This is a genomic window from Hyphobacterium indicum (assembly GCF_003129605.1).
GTDB lineage: Bacteria > Pseudomonadota > Alphaproteobacteria > Caulobacterales > Maricaulaceae > Hyphobacterium > Hyphobacterium indicum.
Window position 1 is genome coordinate 37,501 of the sequence record NZ_QBDX01000002.1, and the last position, 24,520, is coordinate 62,020.

The window sequence follows — 24,520 nt, forward strand, 5'->3', positions numbered from 1 at the left end:
CGGAGTTCCCGCGGTCAGACGGAAAGACCCCGTGCACCTTTACTACAGCTTCGCAGTGGCGTTAGCGACAATTTGTGTAGGATAGGCGGGAGACTTTGAAGCCATGGCGCCAGTCATGGTGGAGTCATCCTTGAAATACCGCCCTGATTTTTGTTGACGTCTAACCGCGATCCGTGAACCCGGATCCGGGACCCTGCGTGGTGGGTAGTTTGACTGGGGCGGTCGCCTCCCAAAGAGTAACGGAGGCGCGCGATGGTGGGCTCAGAGCGGTCGGAAATCGCTCGTTGAGTGCAATGGCATAAGCCCGCCTGACTGTGAGACTGACAGGTCGAACAGAGTCGAAAGACGGCCATAGTGATCCGGTGGTCCCGAATGGAAGGGCCATCGCTCAACGGATAAAAGGTACGCCGGGGATAACAGGCTGATGATGCCCAAGAGTCCATATCGACGGCATTGTTTGGCACCTCGATGTCGGCTCATCGCATCCTGGGGCTGGAGCAGGTCCCAAGGGTTTGGCTGTTCGCCAATTAAAGCGGTACGTGAGCTGGGTTTAGAACGTCGTGAGACAGTTCGGTCCCTATCTGCCGTGGGTGTTGAATACTTGAGAGGAGCTGTCCCTAGTACGAGAGGACCGGGATGGACGTATCTCTGGTGGACCTGTTGTCGCGCCAGCGGCATAGCAGGGTAGCTATATACGGACGGGATAACCGCTGAATGCATCTAAGCGGGAAGCCCCCCTCAAAACCAGGTATTCCTTGAGAGTCGTGGAAGACCACCACGTTGATAGGCCAGGTGTGGAAGTGTGGCGACACATGAAGCTGACTGGTACTAATAGCTCGATTGGCTTGATCTTTTGACGGTTCATGCACGGCGAACGCTTCGTTCGCGCGTGTCTGAGCGTCGGATATCTGGATGTCTCAATGAAACTGAATCAAACGTGCCGACCGGGTGGTTATAGCGAGGGGAAACCACCCGTTCCCATTCCGAACACGGCCGTTAAGACCCTCTGCGCCGATGGTACTATGTCTTAAGGCATGGGAGAGTAGGTCGCTGCCCGGTCTGCACGTTTGATTTGGCCCTGATCCGAACAATTCATTAAAAAGCCCCGCGGTTTCCCGCGGGGTTTTTTTGTGTCTGCAATCAGGCTTGCGGACTGATGTCAAAGCTCACGAAAACTTGCATTGCCCGGCGGACCCTCATGCGCATGCTGGTTCCGAAATGGGGAGATATGTCATGCTGCTGGAATTCCTGATCGCCACGATACTGACCGCCCAGTCCGACGATGTCCGGGACTGGGATGACGTCCTGGGCACGCGGATCACAGAGAGCTGGGAAACTCCGCCCCACCGGCAATACGACTTCTGGGTGGGGGAGTGGGATGCCAACTGGCGCCCACGCCAGGAAGAAGGGCTCGATCACGTCGAGGATGGCAATCATACGCATCAGTTCGTTGTGCCGGTGCTGGATGGCAAGGCGATCATGGAACTGGCGATGCCACGCGATCTTACGCCCGGCCAGGCCCAGGGCCGGGGCTTTTCGCTTCGTTACTATGATGAACAGAATGAACGCTGGATCATGGCCCAGCACTGGCCTGGCCCCCCGAGTGACGGCTTTGCCTTTCTCGACCAGCTGACGGGTACCGAGAGGTTTGGCCGGATCATGGTCTACAGTCCGGATCTGCGCCGCACTACGCCAGACGGAGACCCGCAGATTCGGCGTTATACATTCTCGGACATTCGCGAGGATGCATTTCGTTGGGACGGGGCCAACACTGTTGACCGGGGAAATAACTGGTTCACTTGGATGGCTGTCGATTTCCGCGAAATCGACCCGGATGTCGACCTGCCGGCAGCCGATCAGCCATTGCCGGGTTATAATGAAGGCCTGCTTTGCACAGATAGTGCTCACAGGGCGATGGACGGCCTGATCGGAACATGGTCCGGCTCCGCCATCTCCCCGGATGGTTCGGAAGAGACGGCACATATCACGGCCGGCCGTATGCTCGATGGTTGCGGCCTGATCGTGGCCTTCGAGCGCCCGCAATCCGGATATCGCTCGCTGACCTTCTGGTCATGGAGTCCGCAGATCGAGCGCTGGTTCGCACTCTATCTCAACAATCAGCCGGGACAGGGGCATCGCTATTATTCGGCGCAAACGGCGGGTGAGGGCATCGCCTTTCACCTGAATCCCGCCGTCAATATTGTTGACGCGGAAACGCCTTACCTCATTCATGCGCAGGACGATCTGTCTGGCAGCCTGCAACGTATTCGCTGGCTCGAAATATCGGACGATGGATTGACTTTCCGTATTGATACGCGCGGCGCAGCGGATGACGACTGGCAGATGCGGCGGGAATACAGCGTCGAGCGTAACTAGATGAGATAATTTACAATGCTCCGTTTGGCAGTTTTCATTGTGTTGGCTACTTGGTTAAGTCCGGATGTTTTCGCTCAAACTATTCATCCACGGTTTTTATCCAATGGCGAGCAGATCGTTTTCTATAACCGCACGGGCGAATCCGCTTCTGTTGAGATTATAGACTTGGAGAGTGGAGAGCACTCGGTATTGCTTGCTGATGACGGATATTACGGCAATCCCGGTTACATCGCTGATTCCGAAGACATCATTCTTGCCGGCTCAACTGACGGCATGCGGGGAAGTTGGGAGCTTTATCGACTAGGGACTGATGCGTCGCTCACCGCGCTAACCGAAACGCCAGAGCGCGAGATACACCCCAGTTCAGATTCAGATGGCAGACGAATTGCTTTTGTCCGATTTATCGACACCGGTGCTCATCTGTTTTTGCTCGACATTTCAACCAACGTTGAAACGCAACTGACTGAGGGGGTAGCGCAGCACTTCCATCCGAAATTCTCTGCGGATGGTGAATGGCTGTATTTTGATCGAACGCTGGAGGAAAATACCGGTATTTATCGTATCCGGCTCTCCGATGGCGACGTTCAACCCGTTATCGTGATGGATGGCGCGGATGAACGCGCAACATCGCCATCCCTTTCGCCGGACGGTGTGTCATTGGCTTACAGTCGGCGCGATAACGTCGGAAACCATCTGGTGATACACAATTTTGAAACAGGCCATGAAGATGTGCCTGTGACGACTTTGGGCGGCGTCGGCGGCCCGCATTGGTCGCCCGAGGGGAATCGCCTTGTTTTCCACCGGCAGCTGGAATCCGGGTATCAGATTGAGATGCTGGACGTGCGTAACGGCGAGATAGAGGTATTAGTGGCGGCACCAGTTGGCTCGGGCGATTAATTGACGCCCATATCACGCTCCCGAATCCACAGGCTGGCAAGAGCTTTCCAGCCGGCAATGACGGGTTCACCCTGATGTAAAGTCAGCGGATTTGGCTTGCCGCTTTCGTCCGTATTCTGGAATGAAAGCCCCTCGCCAATGGTGCCGGTCCAAGCCGTATCAAAGCGCGGAAAGCGCGTCGCGCCGCCCTGACTGGCGGCGTGGAGGCAGATGAGGCTGGTGGCAGCGCGCTGCCCGGCGCGGTTCAATTCGCCGGTGCTGCCAGGGTCGTCCGGCGCAAAATAGTCGACATGCGGCTTGTAGTGTTCTCCCGGACGATAGAATAACAAATTCAGACGTTCTGTATTCTCCGCCGGAAACCCGGCCATCGCCGCCATGCGGTGTTCGACTGCGACATGGACGAGATCCTGCAAATTCAGCGCGAATGTCATCGACAGTGATTGCCGGTGCGGATTTGCTTTCTGTTCTCCGGTGTCCGGGTCCACGATCATGGAAGGCCGCAAGGCACGAAGCCCGGTGGTCAGGATGTAATCGCAGACCGGTAGCGGCAGCGCCGCTTTATAGCGCGTGGCCGAGATGTCTTCGATCACAGTGTCCGCCGGGCCGGCGGCAAAGAAATCCGTCGCCAGCTGCTCTTCGATCAGGCTCCAGTCCAGGGTATCACTGGATGGCAGGGATATCTGCGGAATGGCCAGAAGTTCTTGTGCCAGAGGGTGCTTTGACCGCTGGAGACCTTCGGCCGTTGCCTTGGCCCATTTGTGCGCATTCCGGTTGGCATAGCCCATCCGCATCAGCGCCATTCCAGCGGCAGGATCGCCGGCAGACGCAGCAAGGCTCAGCAAGGCGCGTCCGGCAGTGTCTTCACCGGCCATCAGGCAGAGCAGGCCCGCTTCGCGCGTTTCAGCTGGCTGCCCGGCGCGCGCATCCTTCACGAGTTCGGCAGCGGCATCGCGCCAGCCTTTTCCCTTCGCCCATTGTGATGCCAGCGCGACGCGATGGAGTCTGTTTGCCGCAGCGCTGGATCCGTAGATCCCGGAGATCAGGGCCGCGGCTTCCGGACGGTCAATGGGGCCACCCTGGCCATAGGCGAGCGCGACAGCATAGGCATAGACCGCATCAGGATTCCCGCTTTTGCTGGCCGAGTGAAGGAGGGTGCGTGCCGCCTTGGAATCGCCCCGCGCAAAGGCGGCTTGTGCCTGCTCTATCTGGGCTTCCGGTGTGTCGCTCATGACAATGAAAGGATCACATTTCGGCCGAGATCGCGCTCGACGTTATAGCCTTGCGAAACCGCCAGTGCCACGGGGTCTTTTTCCGGTGTGGAGAACAACTGTTCAACGATCAGGCAACGCGGCCAGCAGGATTTGTGCGCAGACGCGAAAAAGGGGGTCAGTATGCGGTGTTCCAGACCTTCAACATCAATCTTCATGGCATCAAGGCGTTCAATGGACCGTTCTGCGAGATAGTCGGCCAGCGGCAGGGCCGGCACGCTGATGCTTTCGCCCTGACCCTCCAGGCCGCTTTCGCCCCGATTGTGGGTGTTGATCGTGAAAATGATATCGCCGCGCCTATCCGAAATGGCCACTTCATCAAGCTGGATCGATGCAGCGAAGGCATTGGCTCCCAGATTGAAACGGAAACGCCGGGCCATTTCCGGCTGTGCCTCGATCGCGAAAAAACGCGCACTGGCAGGCGCTTTCGCCGCCAGGTGCAGCGTATAGCCGCCGCAATTCGCACCCAGATCGGCAAAGGTGAAGTCCGGCCCGATGAGCGACGACAGATGGGCCAGCTCCACAGGATCAAATCGCCCCGGTGTGTACAGGATCCGCTTTTCCGACAGATTATCCTTCGGGTGCAATCGCGCCCGGAAACCCAGCCGTTCAACATCCACGGCCTCCGGTGCGAGGAGACTCGCCATGCGCGACCAGGCCTTGCTGTTGCGCGAGCGGGCCTGCTCGAGAAAGGCCCGGAACAAGCCGGAGGGCGCCGCCGCACCCCAAGTCTGGGTATCGGATGTTGTCATGCGCTCTGCATAGGCGAGACAAAAGCAGCCGCCAAGCTGTCATGATAGTGTAACGGGTCTTGCATCCCCCTCTGTCATGGCCTAGATACGCCCTCCCGCCCTTGAAGGGCGTGGTTTTTGACGCGGGATGGAGCAGCCCGGTAGCTCGTCAGGCTCATAACCTGAAGGTCGTAGGTTCAAATCCTACTCCCGCACCCAAAAAAGGCCCTCGCCGCTTATCTGGCGAGGGCTTTCTTGTTTCCGGGGCAATTGCAAACCTATGGCCAGGCGCTGCGGGATCAGCAGGGACATAGAAAACCCCGGCATCACAGGATGCCGGGGCTCAAATATTCAGCGAATACGCTGCGTTTATTCTGCGACAGCCACGCGCGCCTCGGTCTGACGCGGTGCGGCAGCTCGGACGTAAGGGGCGACGTGATCCTCAAACTTCGCGAAATTGGCGACGAACATATCGGCCAGCCGGGCGGCCTGGGCATCATAGGCATTCGGATTGGACCAGGTTGAACGCGGATCCAGAATGCCGCTTTCGACACCGGGGACGATGGTTGGTACCATGAATCCGAAATTCGGATCCTCGCGGAAAGTTGTGGTGTTGAGCGATCCATCAAGTGCCGCATTCAGCAGGGCGCGGGTCGCTTTGATTGGCATACGCCGGCCTTCGCCATACGCACCCCCCGTCCAGCCCGTATTCACCAGCCAGCAATCAACGCCATGCTCGGCAATCAACTCGCGCAACAGGGCGCCATATTCGGCCGGATGACGCGGCATGAAAGGTGCTCCGAAGCAGGCGGAGAACGTCGCGGTCGGCTCGGTCACACCTTTTTCCGTGCCGGCGACCTTTGCCGTATACCCGGAGAGGAAGTGATACATGGCTTGCGCCGGCGTCAGCTTGGCGATGGGCGGCATGATGCCGAATGCATCACAGGTCAGCATGATAAGGTTTTTCGGCTGTCCGCAGCGGCCTGTATCGGAGGCATTCGGGATGGCATCAATCGGATAGGCACCGCGGCTGTTTTCCGCCAGCGAGCCGTCATCCAGGTCGAGCTCCCGCGTGACCGGATCCATAACCACATTTTCCAGCACCGTACCCCAGCGCTGGGTCGTAGCGAAAATTTCCGGTTCGGCGTCCGGGCACAGGCGGATCATTTTGGCGTAACACCCGCCTTCAAAATTGAAGAGACCGTTTTCCGACCAGCCATGCTCGTCATCACCAACCAGTGTGCGGCTGGCATCGGCCGAAAGCGTGGTTTTCCCGGTACCGGAGAGTCCGAAGAAGATCGCGGCATTGTCGCCATCGGTATTCACCGAGCAGTGCATCGGCATGATTCCCTTGGCCGGCAGCAGATAATTCAGGATGGTGAAGACCGACTTCTTAGTCTCACCCGCATATGACGTGCCACCGATCAAAACCATTTTGCGCGCGAAATCGACCGCGATCACTGTTTCGCTCCGGCAGCCATGGCGCTCAGGATCGGCCTTGAAGCTCGGCAGGTTGATGATCGTGAATTCCGGGTCAAATCCGTCCAGCTCGCTGGCGTCGGGGCGGCGCAGCAAATGGCGGATAAAGAGAGAATGCCAGGCCAGCTCGGTAACGACACGCACCGGCAGCCGGTGATCCAGATCGGCACCACCGAAAAGATCCTGAACAAACAACTCCTTGCCGGCCATGTGGGTTTTGAAATCGTCCCAGATCGCCGTGAACTGATCAGGCGTGATCGACGCATTCGTCTCCCACCAGACTGTATCTTCGGTCGTCTCGTCGCGAACCGTGAATTTGTCTTTGGCAGACCGGCCGGTGTGCTGGCCGGTTTTGACCACCAGCGCCCCGCCTTTTGCGACTTCGCCTTCGCCGCGGCGGACTGCTTCCTGATAAAGCGCCGCTTCATTCCAGTTATGATTCAGCGGCCCGGTCCGGGGCACGCCCAGATAGGCCAGAACATCCGTATCGCGATCATTCGCCTGTTCGAACATGAAATCCCCCGGGTTGCTGGATGCTGCCCCTACAGCCGCATGATCCATTCTGTTGCACATTTTCGCCGGATAAACGCCCTCACTAAGCGACGGGACGCCCGGCATCAAGTCTATTCTCCCACTGCAAATGCAGGGCCAGATAACGAATTATGACTCAGGCAACGGAATATGTTCCGATTCTTCCGGGGGCAGAGCAAAGACGCTGTTTTCAAATCCGGCGTCCGCCGAGGCTTTCCAGTCCGCTTTCGCCTGTTCTATGCGGTCCTTCCGGCTCGAAACAAAATTCCAGAATATGTGCCGGTCTCCGGGCAGGTGGGCGCCGCCGCATATCATCAGGCGTGCGTCGGATATTGACCGGATTCCGATTTCCGCCTCGTCATCCAGGATGATCATCTCGCCTTCGCCAAACAAACGGCCATCGATCTCGATTTCGCCACTGACAACATAGACGGCACGCTCGGCATGTTCGTCAGTCAGTTTGAATACCGATCCTTCCTGTGTTTCGGCATGCAGATAGAAGATGGGAGAAAACACTTTCACAGGTGAGGTTTCGCCATAGGCCGAGCCCAGAATGAGGCGCATTTTCACGCCTTCCATCTCGATTGCCGGCAGCTCCTCTGCCTTGTGGTGATGGAAGGATGGGCTCGTCTCCTCGTCTTCAACAGGCAGGGCCACCCATGTCTGTATGCCGTGGATCTTGTGACCGGCGGCGCGGGCACCTTCTCCCGTGCGCTCGGAATGGACAATACCCTTCCCGGCCGTCATCCAGTTCACATCGCCGGGCTTGATGGTCTGGTGAACGCCGAGCGTATCACGATGATCCATCTCGCCATCGAAAAGATAGGTCACCGTCGCCAGACCGATATGAGGGTGCGGGCGGACATCAATGCCATTCCCGGGCTCGAATTCCGCAGGGCCCATATGATCAAAGAAAATGAATGGTCCGACGAGACGCTTCTTGGCGACAGGTATAAGCCGGCGGACTGAAAATCCGCCAAGATCCCTTGCACGTCCGGTAATCGTCATTTCAATCATATGGCACCGCTCCAGTTTCCAACCGCGAATATAGGGTGCTTTTCCGGGCATTGCACCCGCACGTGAAGAGGTCGTCTGAGCGGGCGTCTTGAGGGGAGCGGGCAGGCGGGCTAGCTTTCGCGCCGCACGGTGTTCAACGGGAGATATCCAGCATGTTAATCCGCATCGCCACTGCCGCTTGCCTTGTCTTGTCCGCCAATGCTGCTGCCCAGGATTCCAATCTGATCAGCGCGGATGCGGCGGATACAGCGCGCGAACTGATGGAACAGGGGCTGGAATCGGACACCGGTTATGAGATTGTCAGATCGCTCACCACTGAAGTTGGTCCGCGCCTCGGCGGCTCCGATCAGGAAGCACGCGCACGTGACTGGGCTGTGCAGATGTTCACGGGGCTTGGGTTCGAGAATGTCCGCATCGAGCCGTTTGAAATGCCCTACTGGGATCGGGGTGACATCGAACTGCGCGTCGTCGAGCCTTTTCCGCAAAATCTTTTTGCATCTGCGCTCGGCGGCTCTGCTGCAACCCCGCAAAACGGGCTGGAGCGGGAAATTGTCTTTTTTGAGAGCTTTGATGCCCTCCGTGATGCGCCCGATGACGGCTCGCTCGAAGGCCGTATTGCCTATGTGAATGACCGGATGATTTCGGCGCAAACAGGTGCCGGTTATGGTCCGGCCAACGAGAAGCGCCGCTTTGCCTGGCTTGAGGCCGAGGCACGTGGAGCAGCGGCAGTCATCATCCGGTCCGTGGGCACGGACAGCCACCGTTTCCCCCATACCGGTATGATGAGCACGCCGAGTGCATCTTCTGTCGCCTCGGACACTCATTCGCAGGCCGTTATTGATTATCTGAATTCAGAGCATCCGGATTTCAATGAAACCCGGATCTGGTCTTCAATTCCGGCGGTTGCGGTCTCGGCGCCGGATGCCGACCAGATCGAGCGCATTCATTCATCCGGTGAAACGCTGACGGTTCACCTCTCGGCGGTTGCCGGGTGGAGAGGCATGCGTCAGTCGGGAAATGTTATCGCGGAAATCCCGGGCCGCGAACTACCTGACGAAGTCGTCCTGATTGGCGCTCATCTGGATAGCTGGGACGAAGCTACCGGCGCGGTCGATGACGGTGCAGGCGTCGGAATTGTCACCGGAGCAGCGCATCTGATCAGCCAATTGCCGCGCGCGCCGCGCCGTACCATTCGCGTTGTTTTGTTTGGCGCAGAGGAGGTCGGATTGCTGGGGGCCTTTGCCTATGCGCAACAGAATGCCGATGAGATTGAAAATATCGTTCTTGCATCAGAGTCCGATTTCGGGGCCGGTCGGGTCTGGTCGCTGACATCCGGCACCAGCGAGGAAGGGACAGCTTTTCTTGATGAAGCCCAGCGCATCATTGCCCCGCTGGGGATAATCCGCGGTGACCGTGCCAATCGTGGAGGCGGACCCGACATCATTCCGCTCGCCATGCAGGGTGTCCCGGTCTTTCGCCTGACCCAGGACGGGACGGATTACTTTGATCTCCATCACACGCCGGATGACACATTCGACAAGATCGACCCGGATGAGCTCGCTCAGAACGTCGCGGCATGGGCCGCCATCGTCTGGCTTGCTGCCGACTCAAATGTCGAATTCCGAACGCAGGATGAATAAACCTGCCTCCTGATCGCCCGTATTGGGCTTAACGGACACTTAACCGCCCCAATCGGGGCGGTTTTGTCTTTTCTGTCCCGGAATTGCCTTTTAGCGGCGGTTATTACTCCCTGATTCAAAGCGACTTTCCCGGTGCGAGGGATTTCCGGCGGGCTTGCCCGCCAATCGCACTGGGGGGCGATTATGGGAATCGCGATTGTTGCAGGAACTCGGCCCGAGATATTAAAGCTCGCGCCGGTTTTCCGGAGTTTGAAAGACGCAACTCTGGATCCGGTCTGGGTCGCCACGGGACAACACGGCGATCTGGCAGAACAGGCACAGAATGCGGTTGGCATTGTGCCTGATATTGTGCTCGACGGTGGATGGGATTCCCGTTCGCTGACCAGCTTGTCATCAGGCCTGCTTGATCAGCTGGGCAGCTGGGTTGCCGGCCATCAGCCAAGCGCTGTGATCGTCCAGGGTGATACCGCCAGCGCCTGGTCCGGCGCGCTCGCAGCGCATCTTAACAAGGTGCCAGTGGGCCATGTCGAGGCGGGACTTCGAAGTGGTGACACCAATAACCCGTTTCCCGAAGAGAGCTTTCGGCGGCTGATTGCGCCCATTGCCGATTTTCATTTCGCACCGACACGACTGGCCGAGAAAAACCTGCGGCTGGACGGCGTGCGCCCCCGGCAGATCTGGGTCACTGGAAATACCATCATCGACACCGTTCTCGATATGGCGGACCGCGTCCGCGCACCGGCGATTCTTGATCAGGTGAAGCCGGGCGAGCGGATCATTCTGCTGACCGCACACCGCCGTGAAAGTTGGGGCGAGGGTATCGCTGGCATTTGCCGGGCTGCGCTGGAACTTGTTCACCGGCATCCGGACATCCGCATCATTTTTCCGGCCCACTCCAATCCGCGGGTCCGGGAAACAGTCGAGGCCATGCTGGGCGCAGCCGATCGCATCCACGTGATCGCACCGCTCGCCTATCCCGAATTCATTGCGGTTCTGAAAGCCAGCCATCTCGTCCTGTCAGATTCCGGCGGGGTACAGGAAGAAGCCCCCAGCTTTGATGTGCCGGTGCTGGTCCTGCGCGAGACGACAGAACGCCAGGAGGCGATCGACGCAGGCGTTGCCAGACTGGTGGGCACCGATCCGGCGGTCATAGTGCGCGAAGCGTCGCTTCTGCTCACCCGGCCATCCGCTCACGGCAGAATGGCAAGCCGCAAAAACCCGTTTGGCGACGGCAAGGCCAGTCAGCGCATCACCGATATTCTGGCGAGAAAGCTGCTCGCAGAAAAAGAATTGCGGCAGGCGGGCTGATGGAAGGTTTTGATCCCTCCCTGGCGCAAATCGCCTCAGCCGATGCGGGCCTTGCGGCATGGGGTGAAACCGTGCTCGCCAGCCTGCTCTCGGGCGAGGCGATCCGTGTTTACTGGACGATATTGAGCGGTCTGACGGTTTATGCCGCCATCGCCATCTTTATCTCATCAGTCGATGACGCTTTTCTGGACCTCTATTACTGGGTCCTGACCGCACAGCGGATTGCAACACGGCCCTTCCGCTACGTGCCCTCCATGAAGCAGCTCCATGAAATGGAGCAGAAAAAACTCGCTGTCATGGTGCCAGCCTGGCACGAAGCCGACGTTATTGGCCGCATGCTGGTCAATACGCTCAAGACGATGGATTACCGCAATTACGAGATTTTCGTTGGTGTTTATCCCAACGATCAGGAAACCATCGACGAGGTCAATCGCATCGTCCGCCAGAATGACGGCATCAATATCGCTTTTGTCGGTCACAACGGCCCGACCTGTAAGGCGGACAATCTCAACTGGATGATAGCCGGGATCGTCAAGCGCGAAGAAGAGCTTGGTGAGCGCTTTGACGGCATTCTGATGCAGGACTCCGAAGACGTTATTCACCCTATGTCTTTCAAGGTGATCAACGCCTATCTCGACCGCGCCGATATGCTGCAATTACCGGTCTTGTCCATGCCGCGAAAGTGGACTGCGCTGACGGCCTGTCACTACATGGATGAGTTTGCGGAATGGCATGGAAAGGATCTGATTGCCCGGTCCCACATGACCGACCTTGTCCCTTCAGCCGGTGTCGCCACGGCCTTCAGCCGGGATGCAATCGAACTCCTGCGCAAGGAGCGGCATAATCAACCCTTCAATGTGGATTCTCTGACAGAGGATTATGATATCGGCCATCGCTTTTACGAAGCCGGTCTGAAATCGATGTTCGTGCGTTACTGGGCCCGGATGCCCTATGCCACGCGCAAAGCGTGGTTTGCCAATCGGGACGTCCACAAGCACCGGCGCGAACTGGTGTGCACGCGTGAGTTTTTCCCGGACAGTGTGAAAGTGTCCGTGCGCCAGAAATCCCGCTGGATGCTGGGCATATCCTATCTCGGCTGGAAACAGCTGGGCTGGATCGGCCCGGCCTCCCACCGCTATTTCCTCTACCGCGATAGGAAAGCCATCTGGACCGCCCCGACGGGCATGCTGGCCTATGCAATCCTGTTGCAATGGGCGCTGTATTGGCGGATCTCGACAGTCTTTCCGCAAGCGGGGGGGCTGCCGCCGCTGATTGATCCCGGTAGCTGGGTCTGGTCGATCGTGCTGATCAACTTCGTCTTCCTGGTGAACCGCGTTGTCCACCGCCTCATTTTTACCGGCGCTGCCCACGGGTTGAAATACGCGGTCCTCACCCCCGTTCGAATGGTGTGGGGCAATTATATCGGATACCTCGCCTCCATGCGCGCGGCCCGCCGTTATCTATGGCACGTCATCAGCGGCAACCGTATCACCTGGGACAAGACCGCCCATGCCTATCCGTCCATGGCTGAGCTGGGGCAGGGCGAAGGGGGCCGCCTGGGCGAAGCCTTGATCTACTGGGGCGCCATTGATGAGCGTGGGTTGCAACGCGCCCTTGCCCTGCAGGAGGACGAATACCGCCCGCTGGGCCTGCTTCTGCTTGATCTGGGCGAGATAAATGATGATCAGCTGGCAGATGCCGTTGCCGAACACAAAGGTCTGGAACGGATTGCGCTGGATCCTATGGCCGCAAAACCCGATATCCTGAAGCATTTCCCACAAGACCTGGCGGCCAAATATGGCGCTTTCCCTGTGGCTAAGGATGGTCGCAGCCTGCAAGTTGCCGTGGGTGAGCCTCCCAGTGAAACCCAGATGACCGACCTCAGGCACCGGTTGGGACGCAGCTTGAAGGTCTGTGTTGCGCCGTTGAGCGATGTCAGCTTTGGCATCCGCTTCGGCTATCAACCGGATGAGCTAGAGGCCGACCGCCGCGCCGCGCGCGTGCTCAAACGCCTGTCGATTCTGGATGATGAGCAAGTGTCGGCCGTCTGGCGCAGCCTGCGCAAGGACTGGGTCCGGCTGGGTGATCATCTGGTCCGGCGTGGTGCACTAAGCCATGCTCAATTGCTGACCGAACAAAAAGGTGTCGACGCGGCTGACGAGCACGCGCTCGGCGCAGCGCTGATCCGGAAACGTATCATCAAGAAAACCGATCTCGACGCGGCACTCGCCGCCCAACCCAAAACTCCGCTAGGATTTGTCCAGCGCGCAAGGGCGCTGGGTTATCTGACCGATGTGGAATGGACCGAAATCCAGGAGGCGCATGCCGATCTGGTTATGGAGGATGCCTGATGTCCCGTTATTATAATCGCGGCTGGATCACCCCGGCGAAATACAATTTGCGGCCACGGCTCCTGCTGGCGTCCTCCGCTTCGCTGACGGCATTGAGTTTTGCGGTCTCGGCCGCCGCGGATGAAGACCCGCGGACACTTGATCAACGCCGTGCAGATGCACGGGAGCTGCTCGCCCGGGCGGGATGTGAGACTGCGCTGCCAACGCTCAATACGGTTGCAGCATCAGCGCAGCAGGCGCTCGACCACATCGCGGCCGCCGAATGTGCCGTGGAAACAGGCGATGCGGCGCAAGCTTCTGAAGCCTTCTGGCAGGCGGTCATTTTCCGGCATCAACTGGATGAAGCGCAGCGCACTTACGTCTTCCGGAGCCTTGGCTACCAGGCGGAAGCGGCTGGTGAATGGTCCCGCGCGGCAATCGGGTGGAACGAGGCTGCCAGTATTACAGGTGACCCATACGACGAATTGATGGCGGCGCGGGCTGCGCGTCTCGATGGCCGGCCGCAATCCGGCGCGGCCCGCCTACAACAAATAGATATAACAGGACTTTCTGGATCTGATCTGGCGCTCTACTATGAAGAGCGGGCGTTGGTCATGGCTGATACACAGCCGGATGCAGCGGCCATGTATCTCGCCCGTGCCATTGAAATCGAGGATCGCCCCTACCGCCGTTTCCAGCGGGGGGTGCTCCTTCAGCAGGCTGGGCAGGAGCGCGCCGCGCTCGCCGAATTCAGCCGGGCGCTGGAAGGTGATCCGCGCAATATCGACATTCTGCTTTCGACTGCTTACAGCGCTCAGCGTGCGGGTGATGCGGACCTGGCGGCCGATCTGTTCCAGCGCGTATTGATTATTGATCCCGAGCGCAGCACGGTTCGCGAGGACATGGGCTATGCCCTGATGCAGGCCGACCGCGAGGATGAGGCCGCCGCGGCTTTCCGCGCCGCCATCCTGGATTCTTCACCTCGTGATGGTGAAACGGCTGACGCGCGCGAACAACGCATATACAGGCTGCGCCGTCAGGTGGAGCAACTCGAACGATCCACCTACGGATTTGTCTTTGCCTCCTATCGTGATGGCTCGGCACCCAATTCCGTCAATCTGCCGGAAACCGGGCCCAATGAAACCCAGGCGGGCGCCGAATTCGGATGGCGGCCCGATGCCCTTAATAATCAGAATACAGGCCTGACACTGTTCGGACGCGGCTATGTCTCAGCGGATCCAGGATCCATAACGCTCAACGAAAGCACACTTCAGCTGGGCCTTGGTGCCCGCTGGAAGCCACTGCGCGGGCATGATTTCTATCTGTCGGGCGAACGCATGGTCGCTGGCGGCGATCTGGCGCGGGACGCGTGGCTGTTGCGGGCGAGCTATGGCTGGGCGGACGGACTCGACTGGAATCCCAACGCGGCGGACTGGAATTACACAACGGTCTTCGCCGATCTGGCCTATATTCCGGACAATCCGGAATTCCTGTCCGCTTATGCTTCCGTCCGTCAGGGACGGCGTTTCCGGACGGGCGAACGCTGGACCTTCACGCCCTATGTAACCGGCGTGGCGCAATGGTCAGACGACACCTTCCAGACGCGCGAGCGGCTTGAAGTGGGGCCGGGTGTGGTGTTTTCGCATTGGTTTGACGAAAGCGAAACTTCGGCACCGGCGCAGCGTCTGGATCTGGAGATGGAATATCGCTTCGGCGTCGGCGACACCGATGATCAGGCGTTTATCGCCCGTGCGGTCTGGCACTTCTGACAGGTCTGCTGCCTCAGGAAAAGGTGTCAGCGGGCAGGACCTGCCAGCTCAAGGCGACGCCAAGCTGGCTGAAGACCTGTGTCCAGTAGGTTCGGAGGGCACCATTCTGTTCTGTTTCCCAGCCAGGCCGCTCGATCAGGTGGATATCCAGCACTACACCAGCCAATGCCATGCCAAATTCTTCGCGGATGGCTTGAACCGTATCGGCAACCGGCGGCAGACGGTCAGACACCACGCCGCGAGATCGGCCATAGACCGAGAAAATCGCTGAATTCTGGAGCATGTCGGATACCAAGATGATCCGCCGTCCGGGTACGGTTTGTGCCATGGACCGCTCCTGCGCAAGCTCGGCCAGCGCTTCCAGTATAGGACTTTGCGGTGCATCCTTAGGCACTACAAGGTCTTCGAGTGCCTGCTGAAGCGGAGCATCAAACAGGGATTCATAGCGGGCCTGGATGCGGTCCGGATTACGGTAGAGTGGATTGACCTGATCGCCGCTGCCTGGATTGCACAGCGAGAAGTTGGTATCGTCCAGCCGGCCGCTCTCGTCCAGTTCGAACAGGGACAGGCGTTCACCCACAGCCAGCGTATCACGCTGGGTCAGGATAATGCGCTCGATGGCGGCTGCTTGCTGTTGAGAATAGAGGTCTGTCTTGTCGATGATGACAACGCGGTGAGGCGGGACAATGCCCGCAATGCAGAGCGTTTCGGCATCATATTCCGCTGGCCGCAGCGTCAGCGCGAAATAGCTGACCGCTGCCACCACCCCGGCCACGATTAACAGGTTGAATATTCCAAGCAGATCGCGTCCGGACATCACTTACCCCCCAAAGCGGGATCAGCGCGGGCGCGCTGATCCGAAATCTTCTGCCATATCCATCAGCAGAATCTGAGCTTCGGCAATTTGCTCTTCCGGCGAATTGCGGCCGCCCGCAGCTTTCTTGACCACGCGGTTGAGTTCACGAGCCGAACGCTCGGCGCGGCGTTGCACCACACCAAAACCCGGGATCGCATCATCGAACGTGCGGCCTTTGTAGGCAGCGATGATGCCAAAGGTCAGGCCCAGTGTCAGCAAAAGATAGGCTTCCAGGGTCTGGAAAGAGAATGGAGCCGCGATGAGGTGCTGGATCGGAGCAATCAGTTCGCCCGTCACATTGGCACCACCCAGTGCCAGAGATGCAGCATGTATTTCAAGCAGGTCACGATAATGCGCTGCCGCCAGATTTAGCACGACGATGAAGGCGATGCCGATCGGCAGCCCGATAAGCGCTGCTGCAAAGGACCAGCGTTTTTGCGGATTGGTCAGGTGACGCAAGCAAAGGTATCCGATCACAAAGAAAGCCGTGATCACATTCACGAAAGAAACCGTGATGGCTTGCAACCAGCCACCCAGGAGGCCGAGATCGGAACTGCCGGAGAAGAAATAGGCATTCGCAAGGCCCTCAAACAGGACCAGGGCCGCCAGAACAGAGAAAGTCAGGATATGAGAATCCGGGTAAATAGCAGACCGCTCGATCGGCTTTCCGGGATTGCCGCTCTTTTCCTTGCCGATAGGATCATCGAAGGCCCAGCCGGATGTACGGCGAAAAGCGCGCAGGTTCTCGAAATCCCGGCGTGCCCGGGACAATGCAAACTGAAGGTCAAAATCCTGAATGTGTGCACCATTGGAAAAATGATCACTCGCAAGAGCGCGCGACCTGTGATCGCGTTCATTCTCCGGCTTGTAGAATTGCCGCGTGGCAATTTCGTCAAATTCGTTCAAAGCCATTTTCTCCCCCAAGAATTCTTCAAGACAGCCCGCGTCGGGAGTGACGCAATGAAATCGTTAACCATGAAATGTGGCAGATTACGGCGGCAATGCGGGCTGAATTTGGGTGATTTGATGGGAAACCGGATCAAACTGTTTATGTTGCGTTCATAAAGGGAGGTCGGAATGGCAGCGACACGGCGTGAATTACTGGGCGGTCTGGCGTTGGGGGGCGGTGCTCTGGCGCTCGGAACGGGGGCACAGGCGCAGGAAGCTTTGACTGCAGAAACGCTTCAATGCGCGGAAGGCTTGTTCGGCATTGACTATACGGAGTCAGAAGTCGAGCAGATGATCATCGGCCTTGATGATTGGGCAGAAAGCGCGGCGCGGCTTCGTGCCATTGATCAGCCCAACACGCTGCAACCGGCCACAACATTCGATCCGCGATTGCCGGGCATGACGTATGAAACGCATGCCGCAGGGAGCGGTCTCGTACCCGGCGAAGATCCGGGGCCTGTGCCATCTGCCGAAATTGACATTGCATTCGCGCCGGCATGGAAGCAGTCAATCTGGCTCCGAACCGGGCAGATTTCGTCCGAACGATTGACACGGATATATCTCGATCGCATCGAGCGTTTCGGGGCGGCCCTCGAATGTTTCGTTACCGTGACGCCGGGACTCGCCATGAGCCAGGCCCGGGAGGCAGATGCGGTGCACGCTCGCGGTGAACCCACAAGCCCGATCCACGGTTTGCCTTATGCGCTCAAGGACATAATCGACGTGGCCGGTATCCGTAGCACTTGGGGTGCGACTCCGTATCAGGACCGGGTCGGTGAAATTGATGCGGCCGCATATGAACGCCTCCGGGACGGCGGAGCGGTCCTTTTGGGCAAATCCACAAGCGGCGCAATAGCTTATAATGATCTCTGGTTTGGTGGATTGACGAGAAACCCCTGGAACACGGATGAAGGGTCCTCCGGCTCAAGTGCCGGCTCAGCTTCAGCAGTCGCCGCAGGTCTGGCCAGTTTTGCAATAGGCACTGAAACGCTGGGCTCGATAGTTTCGCCCTCGCACCGTTGCGGGACGACAGGACTCCGCCCTACTTTCGGGCGTGTTTCGCGGGCCGGTGCCATGTCGTTGTGCTGGTCGCTCGACAAGATTGGCCCGATTACGCGTGAAGTAGCGGACACGGCACTCATTCTTGGCGTACTTAATGGTCACGATGTGGCAGATGCATCATCCTTGGACACGAACTTCGGCGTTGACTGGTCCTTTGACCCGTCACGGCTGAGAGTTGGCCATATTCCCGGCGATTTTGACAATGCTGCGCCGCCCGACCGCGCCGCCCTCCAGGCTGTACGTGACCTCGGCTGCGAACTGGTCGAAATAGAGATGCCGGACCTGCCGTATGGCGCGCTGGCGACGGTGGTAGAGGTGGAAGCAGCGGCCGCATTCGAAGAGCTTACCCTGGCCGGTCGGGATGATGCATTGCGCTGGCAGGAGCCTCAAGCATGGCCCAATACCTGGCGCCGGGCCCGGCTCCGCTCGGCGGTTGACTACATCAATGTCGACCGGTTCCGGCGCAGTGTTTGTGAGGTCATGGCAGGCATTTTTGAACAATGCGATGTGGTCATCGGGCCGAATTTTGCCTCCAACATGTTGCTGATCACGAATTTCACCGGCCATCCCGGCCTGATTTTCCGGTCGGGATTTGTCGACAGATCACTCAATCCGTTAACTGCCAGTGGGGCGGAGCCTCTGGATACCACTTTCCGTATGCCGCATGGCACATCACTCTGGGGACCGCTATTCAGGGAAGATCGGTTGCTCCAGTTGGGCCGGGCCATCAAATCGCGACTGGGTATGTCAGATGAACGGCCGGAGCAGTTTTCATGATGGAAGATCACGTTTTCTATGATTGTGCCACAGCGCCCAGCCCACGCAGGGCGCGCATTTTCATTGCGGAGAAAGGACTGGAGATTCCAACTGTTCAGGTCGATTTGCGAAATGGCGAACAATTGGGAGACGAATTCCGGGCCATCAATCCGCGCTGCACCGTCCCGGCGTTGAAGTTACCAGACGGAACTGTCCTGGGGGATAACGCATCTATTGCCCGCTATCTGGAGGAAGTCCGTCCGGATCCGCCGCTGATGGGCCGGCAAGCCGTAGAAAAAGCGGTCATTGCAGAATGGAACGCCATCGGGGAAAGCGACGGATTGTTGGCCATGGCAGAAATCATCCGCAATTCCTTGCCCGGCATGAAGGGGAGGGCGCTGACCGGCCCGCGTAGTTACGCGCAAATTCCCGAACTGGCCGACCGTGGAAAAGAACGCATTGGGCAATTTTTCGAGTTATTGAATTCCCGCTTGATGGACGATGCTTATCTTGCCGGTGGTGATTTTTCCATTGCCGACATTACTGCTTTTGTCGCGGTTGAGTTCGCAGGCTGGGTGAAGCTGGCTCCAAACCGGAATCAGACTGCCCTGATCGAGTGGCAAACGGCGATCGCCCAGCGGCCAAGCACCAGGAAGTGAACAGCGTTTATGTGGCTTCACTGCAACGATAAGCATCAAAAACGCCGCCAAAGCCCTTCGGGCGTCCGTGCCACCTCCCATTCTCTGCCGCAAGGTCCTTTTGCCTTGGCAGGAAATAAGACAGAATTATAAAACGAAAAACGGCGGAAAGCCGATACCACGGTGAAAAAACCGAACAGTGTGTAACTGGCGAGACCAGGACCGGGAGAAACAGAATGAAAACCTTTACCCGCGCGGCCCTAATGGCTGCCGTATCAGCCGCCGCATTTGCCGCACCGGCATTCGCTCAGGAACGTCAGACGGTGGATGTCATCACCGTGACGGCGCAAAAGCGTGAACAGGGCATCCAGGATGTTCCGGTGGCCGTGACAGCCTACACCGCCGAACTGCTGCAGAACTCGGGGGTTCGCGATATTCGCGACTTGGCAGTCATCGCGCCCGGCCTGAATGTCACGTCAACATCCAGCGAATACTCGACAACGGCGCGCATCCGCGGCGTCGGCACGGTGGGGGATAATCCGGGCCTTGAATCTTCGGTGGGTATCGTGATTGATGGCGTGCCGCGTGCCCGCAATGGCGTCAGCTTTGGCGATCTGGGCGAAGTCGAACGTATCGAGGTTCTGCGCGGGCCACAGGGCACGCTCTTCGGGGCCAACACTTCGGCTGGTATTATCAACATCGTCACCGCAGGGCCGGAATTTGAATTCGGCGCCAATGCTGAAGCCACCTATATGACAGACGGTGCAGACGGCTTCCGAATTGCCGGAAGCGTGACCGGACCGCTTGTCGAAGATCAGGCGGCATTCCGGCTGTATGCTGCTCGCGGGGACCGTGACGGTTTCCAGACTGTTCAGACCTTTGGTGGCCCACGCACGATTGGCGAAGACAACAATCAGGACTTTTATACGGTTCGTGGCCAATTGCTTTTCAATCTGGGTGAGAGTGGCGAGCTGACGCTTCAGGCGGACTTTACCAACCGTGACGAAAATTGCTGTGGCGCTCCAAGCATTGTTTCGGGCCCGACCGCGGCCGCGATCAATGCGCTCGTCCCGGGAGGCCGTCCGCTGCCGGGCGCGGAAGATCCGTTCAGCCGCGTTATCCAGTCCAACCGGGACACGACGCAGGATATCGAGGATGGCGGCTTCCAGTTCGAATACACATATGATTTCGAGAATTTCTCGCTGACGGCCATCGGCTCCACGCGTGATTATGAAATCACCACCGGGCAGGATACCGACTTTACCGGTGCCGACATTGTCTATCGCGACCCCTCACTGAATTCATTCGAATTCGGCAATTCCACGTTCGAATTGCGGGCGCAGGGTCAACGCGGCAATCTGGATTGGCTTGTTGGTGGCTTCTTTTCCACCGAAGACCTCGTTCGCCGCGATGCGATCCAGTATGGCTCCGATTTCGAAGCCTATCTGGGTCTGATTGGGGGCGGTAACCCAACGCTCGTTACCACCCTGGCGAATGGACTTGGCGGCGCCTTCATTCCCGGTTTCACGCCATTTGCACCGGGTCAGGGCTTCCCGGCAGGAAGCGCAAACAGCGGTGGCGACCGTTATGAGCAGGATGGACAGACTTTCGGCCTCTTCACTCACAACACCTTTGCTGTAGCGGAAAACACAGACATCACCTTCGGTCTGCGTTGGAACTCAACCGAGAAGGACGCTACGGCTCAATTCTCTCCGGCGAATGCTCCGGCCTGTGACGTCTGGGAGGCCGTGTTTGGCGAAGCTCTCGATTTCTCGACGGCCCAGAACCAGGCAATCCTCGCAGGCTTCTCGCAAGCTTCCCAGGTGCCGGTTGCCAGCTTGATCCAGTTCGGAACCTTTACCTGCCTGCCGAGCGCTCGTGATGTCTACTCCAACATCAACTTCAACGAATCTCTGTCGGAAGACGAAGTCACCGGCCTGATTTCGCTGTCGCATCGCTTCAACGATGATTTCCTGATGTATGGGACCTATTCGCGGGGGTACAAGGCCGGCGGATTCAACCTGGATCGCTTCACACAGGCCGGGTCCAATCAGGTGAATTTCACGAATGTCCTGGCGGGCACCAGCCCGTATCCGGCCCAGTTTGATCCGGAAATCGTGAATTCGTTTGAGATCGGTATCAAGACTGAAGCGCTCAACGATACGCTCCTGGCAAACCTTTATCTGTTCCATTCGGACTTCGAATCCTTCCAGTTGAACACGTTCAACGGCTTGGCCTTCTTCGTGACATCCTTGAATCAAGGCGCTGTCACGCAAGGCGCTGAATTCGAACTGCTCTGGTTCCCGGAAACGGTTCCAGGCCTGACAATCCAGGGCGGTGTCACCTATGCGGACGCGACCTACAACAGCTTTGCTCCTACTGGCACACCGGATGTCGACCGTCTTTCCGGCCAGAACTTCTCGCTGGCTCCGGAATGGTATACGTCGGGTTCCATCAGCTATGTCCGGCCGTTCGGTGACGGCATGGAATGGCTGGCGCATTTGAGTGGCCGCTACATGTCGGATCAGAATACAGGCTCTGATCTGGATCCTGAGAAAATCCAGGACGGCTATGCTGTTTTCAATGGCCGTATCGGAATCGGGGCAGATGACCAGAGCTGGGCTTTGGAACTCTTCGCCAACAACCTGTTCGATGAGGACTACATTCAGGTCGGCTTTGACGGTCCCTTCCAGCCGGGGTCATTCAACGCCTTTCTCGGCCAGCCGCGGACCTGGGGTGTAACGCTCCGCGCCCGCCGCTAACTGGCTCAAGGCAGTAAATGAGGGCCGGAGCCATGCTCCGGCCCTTTTTCTTTGCCAAAGAATCACAGACTCTGGATGCAGGGGCATCTTGTATTATGATGCCTTGGGAAAGTGAGTGCTGAATGTCACCGGAACGCCGTACATTGCTGATCGGGATTGCCGTGTTCCTGGCATTTTCTGTTTATGTGACTGTCTTCAGCCCGACATCGCCAGGGCGTCTCGAAGCACGGCTTCAGTCTGCTGCCGAAACGGCCATTTCGGACCGGCGATTCCGATGGGCGAGCGTTACGGTCGATGGTCAGACTGCAACGCTGTCGGGGCGTTGGCCAGATGAAGCCGTTTATGAGGCGGCGATGGATGCAGTGTGGGCCTCGGAATGGTCGGGTGGCTGGCTGGCCGGTGGCATTACGCGGATCATCGACGAGACAACCGCCCAGCAGGGCGAGGCGGCAAGCCGGATCATTGCTGTGTCGACGCCGGAAAACGTTACGCTGACAGGCATTGCGCCGGGCGATGCTGCGAGAACCGGATTGCTTGATCAGGCGCTTCCTCTATTCCGGGGACGCATACAGCCACGGCTCGCGGCGAGGTCAGGTACGGACAGCCCGGATGACTGGATTGATACCGCGATGGCGCTCCTGACCGGTCTGGAACGGCTTGAACAAGGCGCGGCCATTCTCGATTCCAATACAGCTGTTCTGTACGGTGTCGCCCGAAGCAATGATGATGCTCAGGAAATCCAGGGAACACTGTCCAGCCTGCCGGACGGCATTCAGCCGGTTTTCCTCATTCTGGCCGATGACGACATAGTGGGCAGCGTAACCACACAAGCCGAGTGCATGATTTTACTTGAGGCGGCCTTTGCAATGGGCCGTTTAAGGTTCAATCCCGGGAGCGCATCGCTTTCGCCAGCGGGGCGTGTTGGACTGGAGCATGTCGCGGCTGTTATTTCAGCGTGCCCGGCGGACCAGTTGAGTGTCAGTGTAAGGCCAGTCGTCGGTGGCGACACCGAAGCCGAAAGCCTGGCGATACAGCGTGCACAGACTGTAAGGGCGGCGCTCATTATCTTTGGCGTCGCAGAAGCGCGGATTGGCGTAATCGCAGATGCGGATCAGGATCAACTTGTCCGGATTATTCTGGGTAATGAAGGAGACGGGTGAATGCTCTGGTTAATCTGGCAGATGTGGTTTTTCCTGCTGCTCGCTTTCCTGATCGGACTGGGGCTGGGTTGGCGGCTTTGGTCGGCCTCTGGTGAAGCCGGACGCGCATTGCAAGCCGCCAAGGATGAAATCGGTCGCTTGCAACGCGAGAATGATAGTCTTTCCAGCGTTGCCGCAAGGCATCAGGCAGCGCTGGAAACCCGCAAAACGGCTGGAGAAACGCAAGCATCTGAGTCGAAAATGAAAGCCGCGAAGTCTCTTAAATCGAAAAAGAATGCGCCGAGAAAAAAAGCGGAAAAAACCGCCTCAGCGACACCAGTTGTGAATGATCTGACGGCGATCAAGGGACTCGGACCGAAGACCGCCGCTGCGCTCAATGCCGATGGTATTACGTCTTTTGCCCAGATTGCAGACTGGACCTCAGCCGAAATTACTGAATGGGACGAAAGACTGAAGACCCGGGGCCGGATCGCCCGCGAGGACTGGGTCAGCCAGGCGAAGGCAAAGCTGAGCTAGCCGATTGCGCGTAGCACGTCCCGGGCATCATAGGCTTCAGGACTGCCCGGACGTGGGCCCGACCGGATCAAAATTTCAAGATAGACGGTCTTGTCACCGGCTCCTGGCGCAAACTGGATTCCTAGCCCGACACTGCTCCCTGAATAACGCCGGGACCCGAATGTCTGGCCTACAGAGCCCCCGACGCGAACCGGACGCTCATTGTCCCCATCACTCGAACGCGAGACGATTTCGAACCAGTCTCCTCCCTGTTCCAGAGTGAGATCGGCAGCACGCCTCAAGGCAAGATTTTCGAGTTCCTCAAAACTGACATCAGAACCGCCATCAAACCGGATGCGAAACCGGTCTGCTTCGATCTGCCGCTCGGAATACCCGCGGTCAGTACCATTTGCGGGGGCATAGATGGTTGGGCTGGAGGCGCATGCGGCAACGCTTGCGCAAAGCCCGATGATGATCAGTTTATACATTGCCGGTCT

General features: G+C 58.2%; 18 protein-coding genes, 1 tRNA gene and 2 rRNA genes (1 of these 21 cut by a window edge). 14 read left to right on the forward strand and 7 right to left on the reverse strand.

The features are described from left to right. The 4 genes from DBR16_RS04540 to DBR16_RS04555 all read left to right on the forward strand — a co-directional run. Positions 1 to 853, forward strand: a 23S ribosomal RNA gene (locus tag DBR16_RS04540); it begins 1,875 nt to the left of the window's first position. A gap of 91 nt (positions 854 to 944) precedes the next feature. Continuing rightward, positions 945 to 1,059 (forward strand): 5S ribosomal RNA (rrf, locus tag DBR16_RS04545). Positions 1,060 to 1,233: 174 nt separating this feature from the next. Then, positions 1,234 to 2,376, forward strand: a complete 1,143-nt coding sequence (locus tag DBR16_RS04550) for a hypothetical protein (RefSeq protein WP_109260083.1) — start codon at positions 1,234 to 1,236, stop codon at positions 2,374 to 2,376. A gap of 15 nt (positions 2,377 to 2,391) precedes the next feature. After that, a complete protein-coding gene (locus DBR16_RS04555; RefSeq protein WP_109260084.1) occupies positions 2,392 to 3,273 on the forward strand; it encodes a TolB family protein in 882 nt (293 codons plus the stop codon). Here DBR16_RS04555 and DBR16_RS04560 read toward each other — a convergent pair. Next, complete coding sequence (locus DBR16_RS04560; RefSeq protein ID WP_109260085.1) at positions 3,270 to 4,502, reverse strand: 2OG-Fe(II) oxygenase; 1,233 nt, start codon at positions 4,500 to 4,502, stop codon at positions 3,270 to 3,272. The genes DBR16_RS04555 and DBR16_RS04560 overlap by 4 nt on opposite strands. Further along, the gene (locus DBR16_RS04565) at positions 4,499 to 5,293 is read right to left on the reverse strand and encodes an FkbM family methyltransferase (RefSeq protein WP_109260086.1); all 795 of its coding nucleotides are present in this window, start codon (positions 5,291 to 5,293) and stop codon (positions 4,499 to 4,501) included. The genes DBR16_RS04560 and DBR16_RS04565 overlap by 4 nt, the downstream gene beginning before the upstream one ends. A 121-nt stretch (positions 5,294 to 5,414) precedes the next feature. On the opposite strand from DBR16_RS04565, the gene DBR16_RS04570 reads away from it, so the two are divergent. Next, positions 5,415 to 5,491 (forward strand) — tRNA-Met (locus tag DBR16_RS04570). Between the two features lie 150 nt (positions 5,492 to 5,641). Here DBR16_RS04570 and DBR16_RS04575 read toward each other — a convergent pair. Then, complete coding sequence (locus DBR16_RS04575) at positions 5,642 to 7,264, reverse strand: phosphoenolpyruvate carboxykinase (RefSeq protein WP_109260087.1); 1,623 nt, start codon at positions 7,262 to 7,264, stop codon at positions 5,642 to 5,644. A gap of 147 nt (positions 7,265 to 7,411) precedes the next feature. Next, positions 7,412 to 8,299 (reverse strand): pirin family protein, encoded by an 888-nt coding sequence (locus DBR16_RS04580; protein WP_109260088.1) that lies wholly within the window; start codon positions 8,297 to 8,299, stop codon positions 7,412 to 7,414. A gap of 152 nt (positions 8,300 to 8,451) precedes the next feature. On the opposite strand from DBR16_RS04580, the gene DBR16_RS04585 reads away from it, so the two are divergent. The 4 genes from DBR16_RS04585 (at position 8,452) to DBR16_RS04600 (ending at position 15,346) form a co-directional block, all read left to right on the forward strand. After that, complete coding sequence (locus DBR16_RS04585; protein ID WP_109260089.1) at positions 8,452 to 9,939, forward strand: M28 family peptidase; 1,488 nt, start codon at positions 8,452 to 8,454, stop codon at positions 9,937 to 9,939. Between the two features lie 183 nt (positions 9,940 to 10,122). Further along, positions 10,123 to 11,247: a non-hydrolyzing UDP-N-acetylglucosamine 2-epimerase gene (gene wecB, locus DBR16_RS04590; protein ID WP_109260090.1), complete on the forward strand. Its 1,125-nt coding sequence runs from the start codon at positions 10,123 to 10,125 to the stop codon at positions 11,245 to 11,247. Further along, the gene (locus tag DBR16_RS04595) at positions 11,247 to 13,598 is read left to right on the forward strand and encodes a glycosyl transferase family protein (protein ID WP_109260091.1); all 2,352 of its coding nucleotides are present in this window, start codon (positions 11,247 to 11,249) and stop codon (positions 13,596 to 13,598) included. The genes wecB and DBR16_RS04595 overlap by 1 nt, the downstream gene beginning before the upstream one ends. Continuing rightward, entirely contained in the window at positions 13,598 to 15,346 is a 1,749-nt protein-coding gene (locus DBR16_RS04600; RefSeq protein WP_161539411.1) for an NfrA family protein, read from the forward strand. The genes DBR16_RS04595 and DBR16_RS04600 overlap by 1 nt, the downstream gene beginning before the upstream one ends. A 13-nt stretch (positions 15,347 to 15,359) precedes the next feature. On the opposite strand, the gene DBR16_RS04605 is transcribed toward DBR16_RS04600, so the two are convergent. Both DBR16_RS04605 and DBR16_RS04610 read right to left on the reverse strand, forming a co-directional pair. Beyond that, complete coding sequence (locus tag DBR16_RS04605) at positions 15,360 to 16,163, reverse strand: hypothetical protein (RefSeq protein WP_109260093.1); 804 nt, start codon at positions 16,161 to 16,163, stop codon at positions 15,360 to 15,362. Between the two features lie 21 nt (positions 16,164 to 16,184). Beyond that, entirely contained in the window at positions 16,185 to 17,114 is a 930-nt protein-coding gene (locus tag DBR16_RS04610) for a hypothetical protein (protein ID WP_109260094.1), read from the reverse strand. Positions 17,115 to 17,279: 165 nt separating this feature from the next. On the opposite strand from DBR16_RS04610, the gene DBR16_RS04615 reads away from it, so the two are divergent. The 5 genes from DBR16_RS04615 (at position 17,280) to DBR16_RS04635 (ending at position 24,044) form a co-directional block, all read left to right on the forward strand. After that, positions 17,280 to 18,989 (forward strand): amidase, encoded by a 1,710-nt coding sequence (locus DBR16_RS04615; RefSeq protein WP_109260095.1) that lies wholly within the window; start codon positions 17,280 to 17,282, stop codon positions 18,987 to 18,989. Beyond that, positions 18,986 to 19,627 (forward strand): glutathione S-transferase family protein, encoded by a 642-nt coding sequence (locus DBR16_RS04620; RefSeq protein WP_233347585.1) that lies wholly within the window; start codon positions 18,986 to 18,988, stop codon positions 19,625 to 19,627. Before DBR16_RS04615 ends, DBR16_RS04620 begins: the two co-directional genes overlap by 4 nt. A gap of 215 nt (positions 19,628 to 19,842) precedes the next feature. Continuing rightward, positions 19,843 to 22,368, forward strand: a complete 2,526-nt coding sequence (locus DBR16_RS04625) for a TonB-dependent receptor (protein ID WP_109260096.1) — start codon at positions 19,843 to 19,845, stop codon at positions 22,366 to 22,368. A gap of 122 nt (positions 22,369 to 22,490) precedes the next feature. Continuing rightward, a complete protein-coding gene (locus tag DBR16_RS04630) occupies positions 22,491 to 23,528 on the forward strand; it encodes an OmpA family protein (protein WP_109260097.1) in 1,038 nt (345 codons plus the stop codon). Next, positions 23,529 to 24,044 carry a helix-hairpin-helix domain-containing protein gene (locus tag DBR16_RS04635; RefSeq protein ID WP_109260098.1) on the forward strand — a complete coding sequence of 172 codons (516 nt, stop codon included), beginning with the start codon at positions 23,529 to 23,531 and terminating at the stop codon, positions 24,042 to 24,044. On the opposite strand, the gene DBR16_RS04640 is transcribed toward DBR16_RS04635, so the two are convergent. Beyond that, on the reverse strand, positions 24,041 to 24,511 hold the full coding sequence (locus DBR16_RS04640; RefSeq protein WP_109260099.1) for a CC0125/CC1285 family lipoprotein: 471 nt from the start codon (positions 24,509 to 24,511) through the stop codon (positions 24,041 to 24,043). The two genes, DBR16_RS04635 and DBR16_RS04640, sit on opposite strands and share 4 nt — an antisense overlap. Positions 24,512 to 24,520: the final 9 nt, after the last annotated feature.

Bases quoted from the DNA above. Each gene is read 5' to 3' on its own strand.
- DBR16_RS04600 (WP_161539411.1), top strand. From the start codon at position 13,598: ATGTCCCGTTATTATAATCGCGGCTGGATCACCCCGGCGAAATACAAT.
- DBR16_RS04560 (WP_109260085.1), bottom strand. From the start codon at position 4,502: ATGAGCGACACACCGGAAGCCCAGATAGAGCAGGCACAAGCCGCCTTT.
- DBR16_RS04635 (WP_109260098.1), top strand. From the start codon at position 23,529: ATGCTCTGGTTAATCTGGCAGATGTGGTTTTTCCTGCTGCTCGCTTTC.
- DBR16_RS04640 (WP_109260099.1), bottom strand. From the start codon at position 24,511: ATGTATAAACTGATCATCATCGGGCTTTGCGCAAGCGTTGCCGCATGC.
- wecB (WP_109260090.1), top strand. From the start codon at position 10,123: ATGGGAATCGCGATTGTTGCAGGAACTCGGCCCGAGATATTAAAGCTC.
- DBR16_RS04625 (WP_109260096.1), top strand. From the start codon at position 19,843: ATGAAAACCTTTACCCGCGCGGCCCTAATGGCTGCCGTATCAGCCGCC.
- DBR16_RS04580 (WP_109260088.1), bottom strand. From the start codon at position 8,299: ATGATTGAAATGACGATTACCGGACGTGCAAGGGATCTTGGCGGATTT.
- DBR16_RS04605 (WP_109260093.1), bottom strand. From the start codon at position 16,163: ATGTCCGGACGCGATCTGCTTGGAATATTCAACCTGTTAATCGTGGCC.
- DBR16_RS04575 (WP_109260087.1), bottom strand. From the start codon at position 7,264: ATGTTCGAACAGGCGAATGATCGCGATACGGATGTTCTGGCCTATCTG.
- DBR16_RS04620 (WP_233347585.1), top strand. From the start codon at position 18,986: ATGATGGAAGATCACGTTTTCTATGATTGTGCCACAGCGCCCAGCCCA.
- DBR16_RS04555 (WP_109260084.1), top strand. From the start codon at position 2,392: ATGCTCCGTTTGGCAGTTTTCATTGTGTTGGCTACTTGGTTAAGTCCG.
- DBR16_RS04585 (WP_109260089.1), top strand. From the start codon at position 8,452: ATGTTAATCCGCATCGCCACTGCCGCTTGCCTTGTCTTGTCCGCCAAT.
- DBR16_RS04630 (WP_109260097.1), top strand. From the start codon at position 22,491: ATGTCACCGGAACGCCGTACATTGCTGATCGGGATTGCCGTGTTCCTG.
- DBR16_RS04615 (WP_109260095.1), top strand. From the start codon at position 17,280: ATGGCAGCGACACGGCGTGAATTACTGGGCGGTCTGGCGTTGGGGGGC.
- DBR16_RS04595 (WP_109260091.1), top strand. From the start codon at position 11,247: ATGGAAGGTTTTGATCCCTCCCTGGCGCAAATCGCCTCAGCCGATGCG.
- DBR16_RS04610 (WP_109260094.1), bottom strand. From the start codon at position 17,114: ATGGCTTTGAACGAATTTGACGAAATTGCCACGCGGCAATTCTACAAG.
- DBR16_RS04565 (WP_109260086.1), bottom strand. From the start codon at position 5,293: ATGACAACATCCGATACCCAGACTTGGGGTGCGGCGGCGCCCTCCGGC.
- DBR16_RS04550 (WP_109260083.1), top strand. From the start codon at position 1,234: ATGCTGCTGGAATTCCTGATCGCCACGATACTGACCGCCCAGTCCGAC.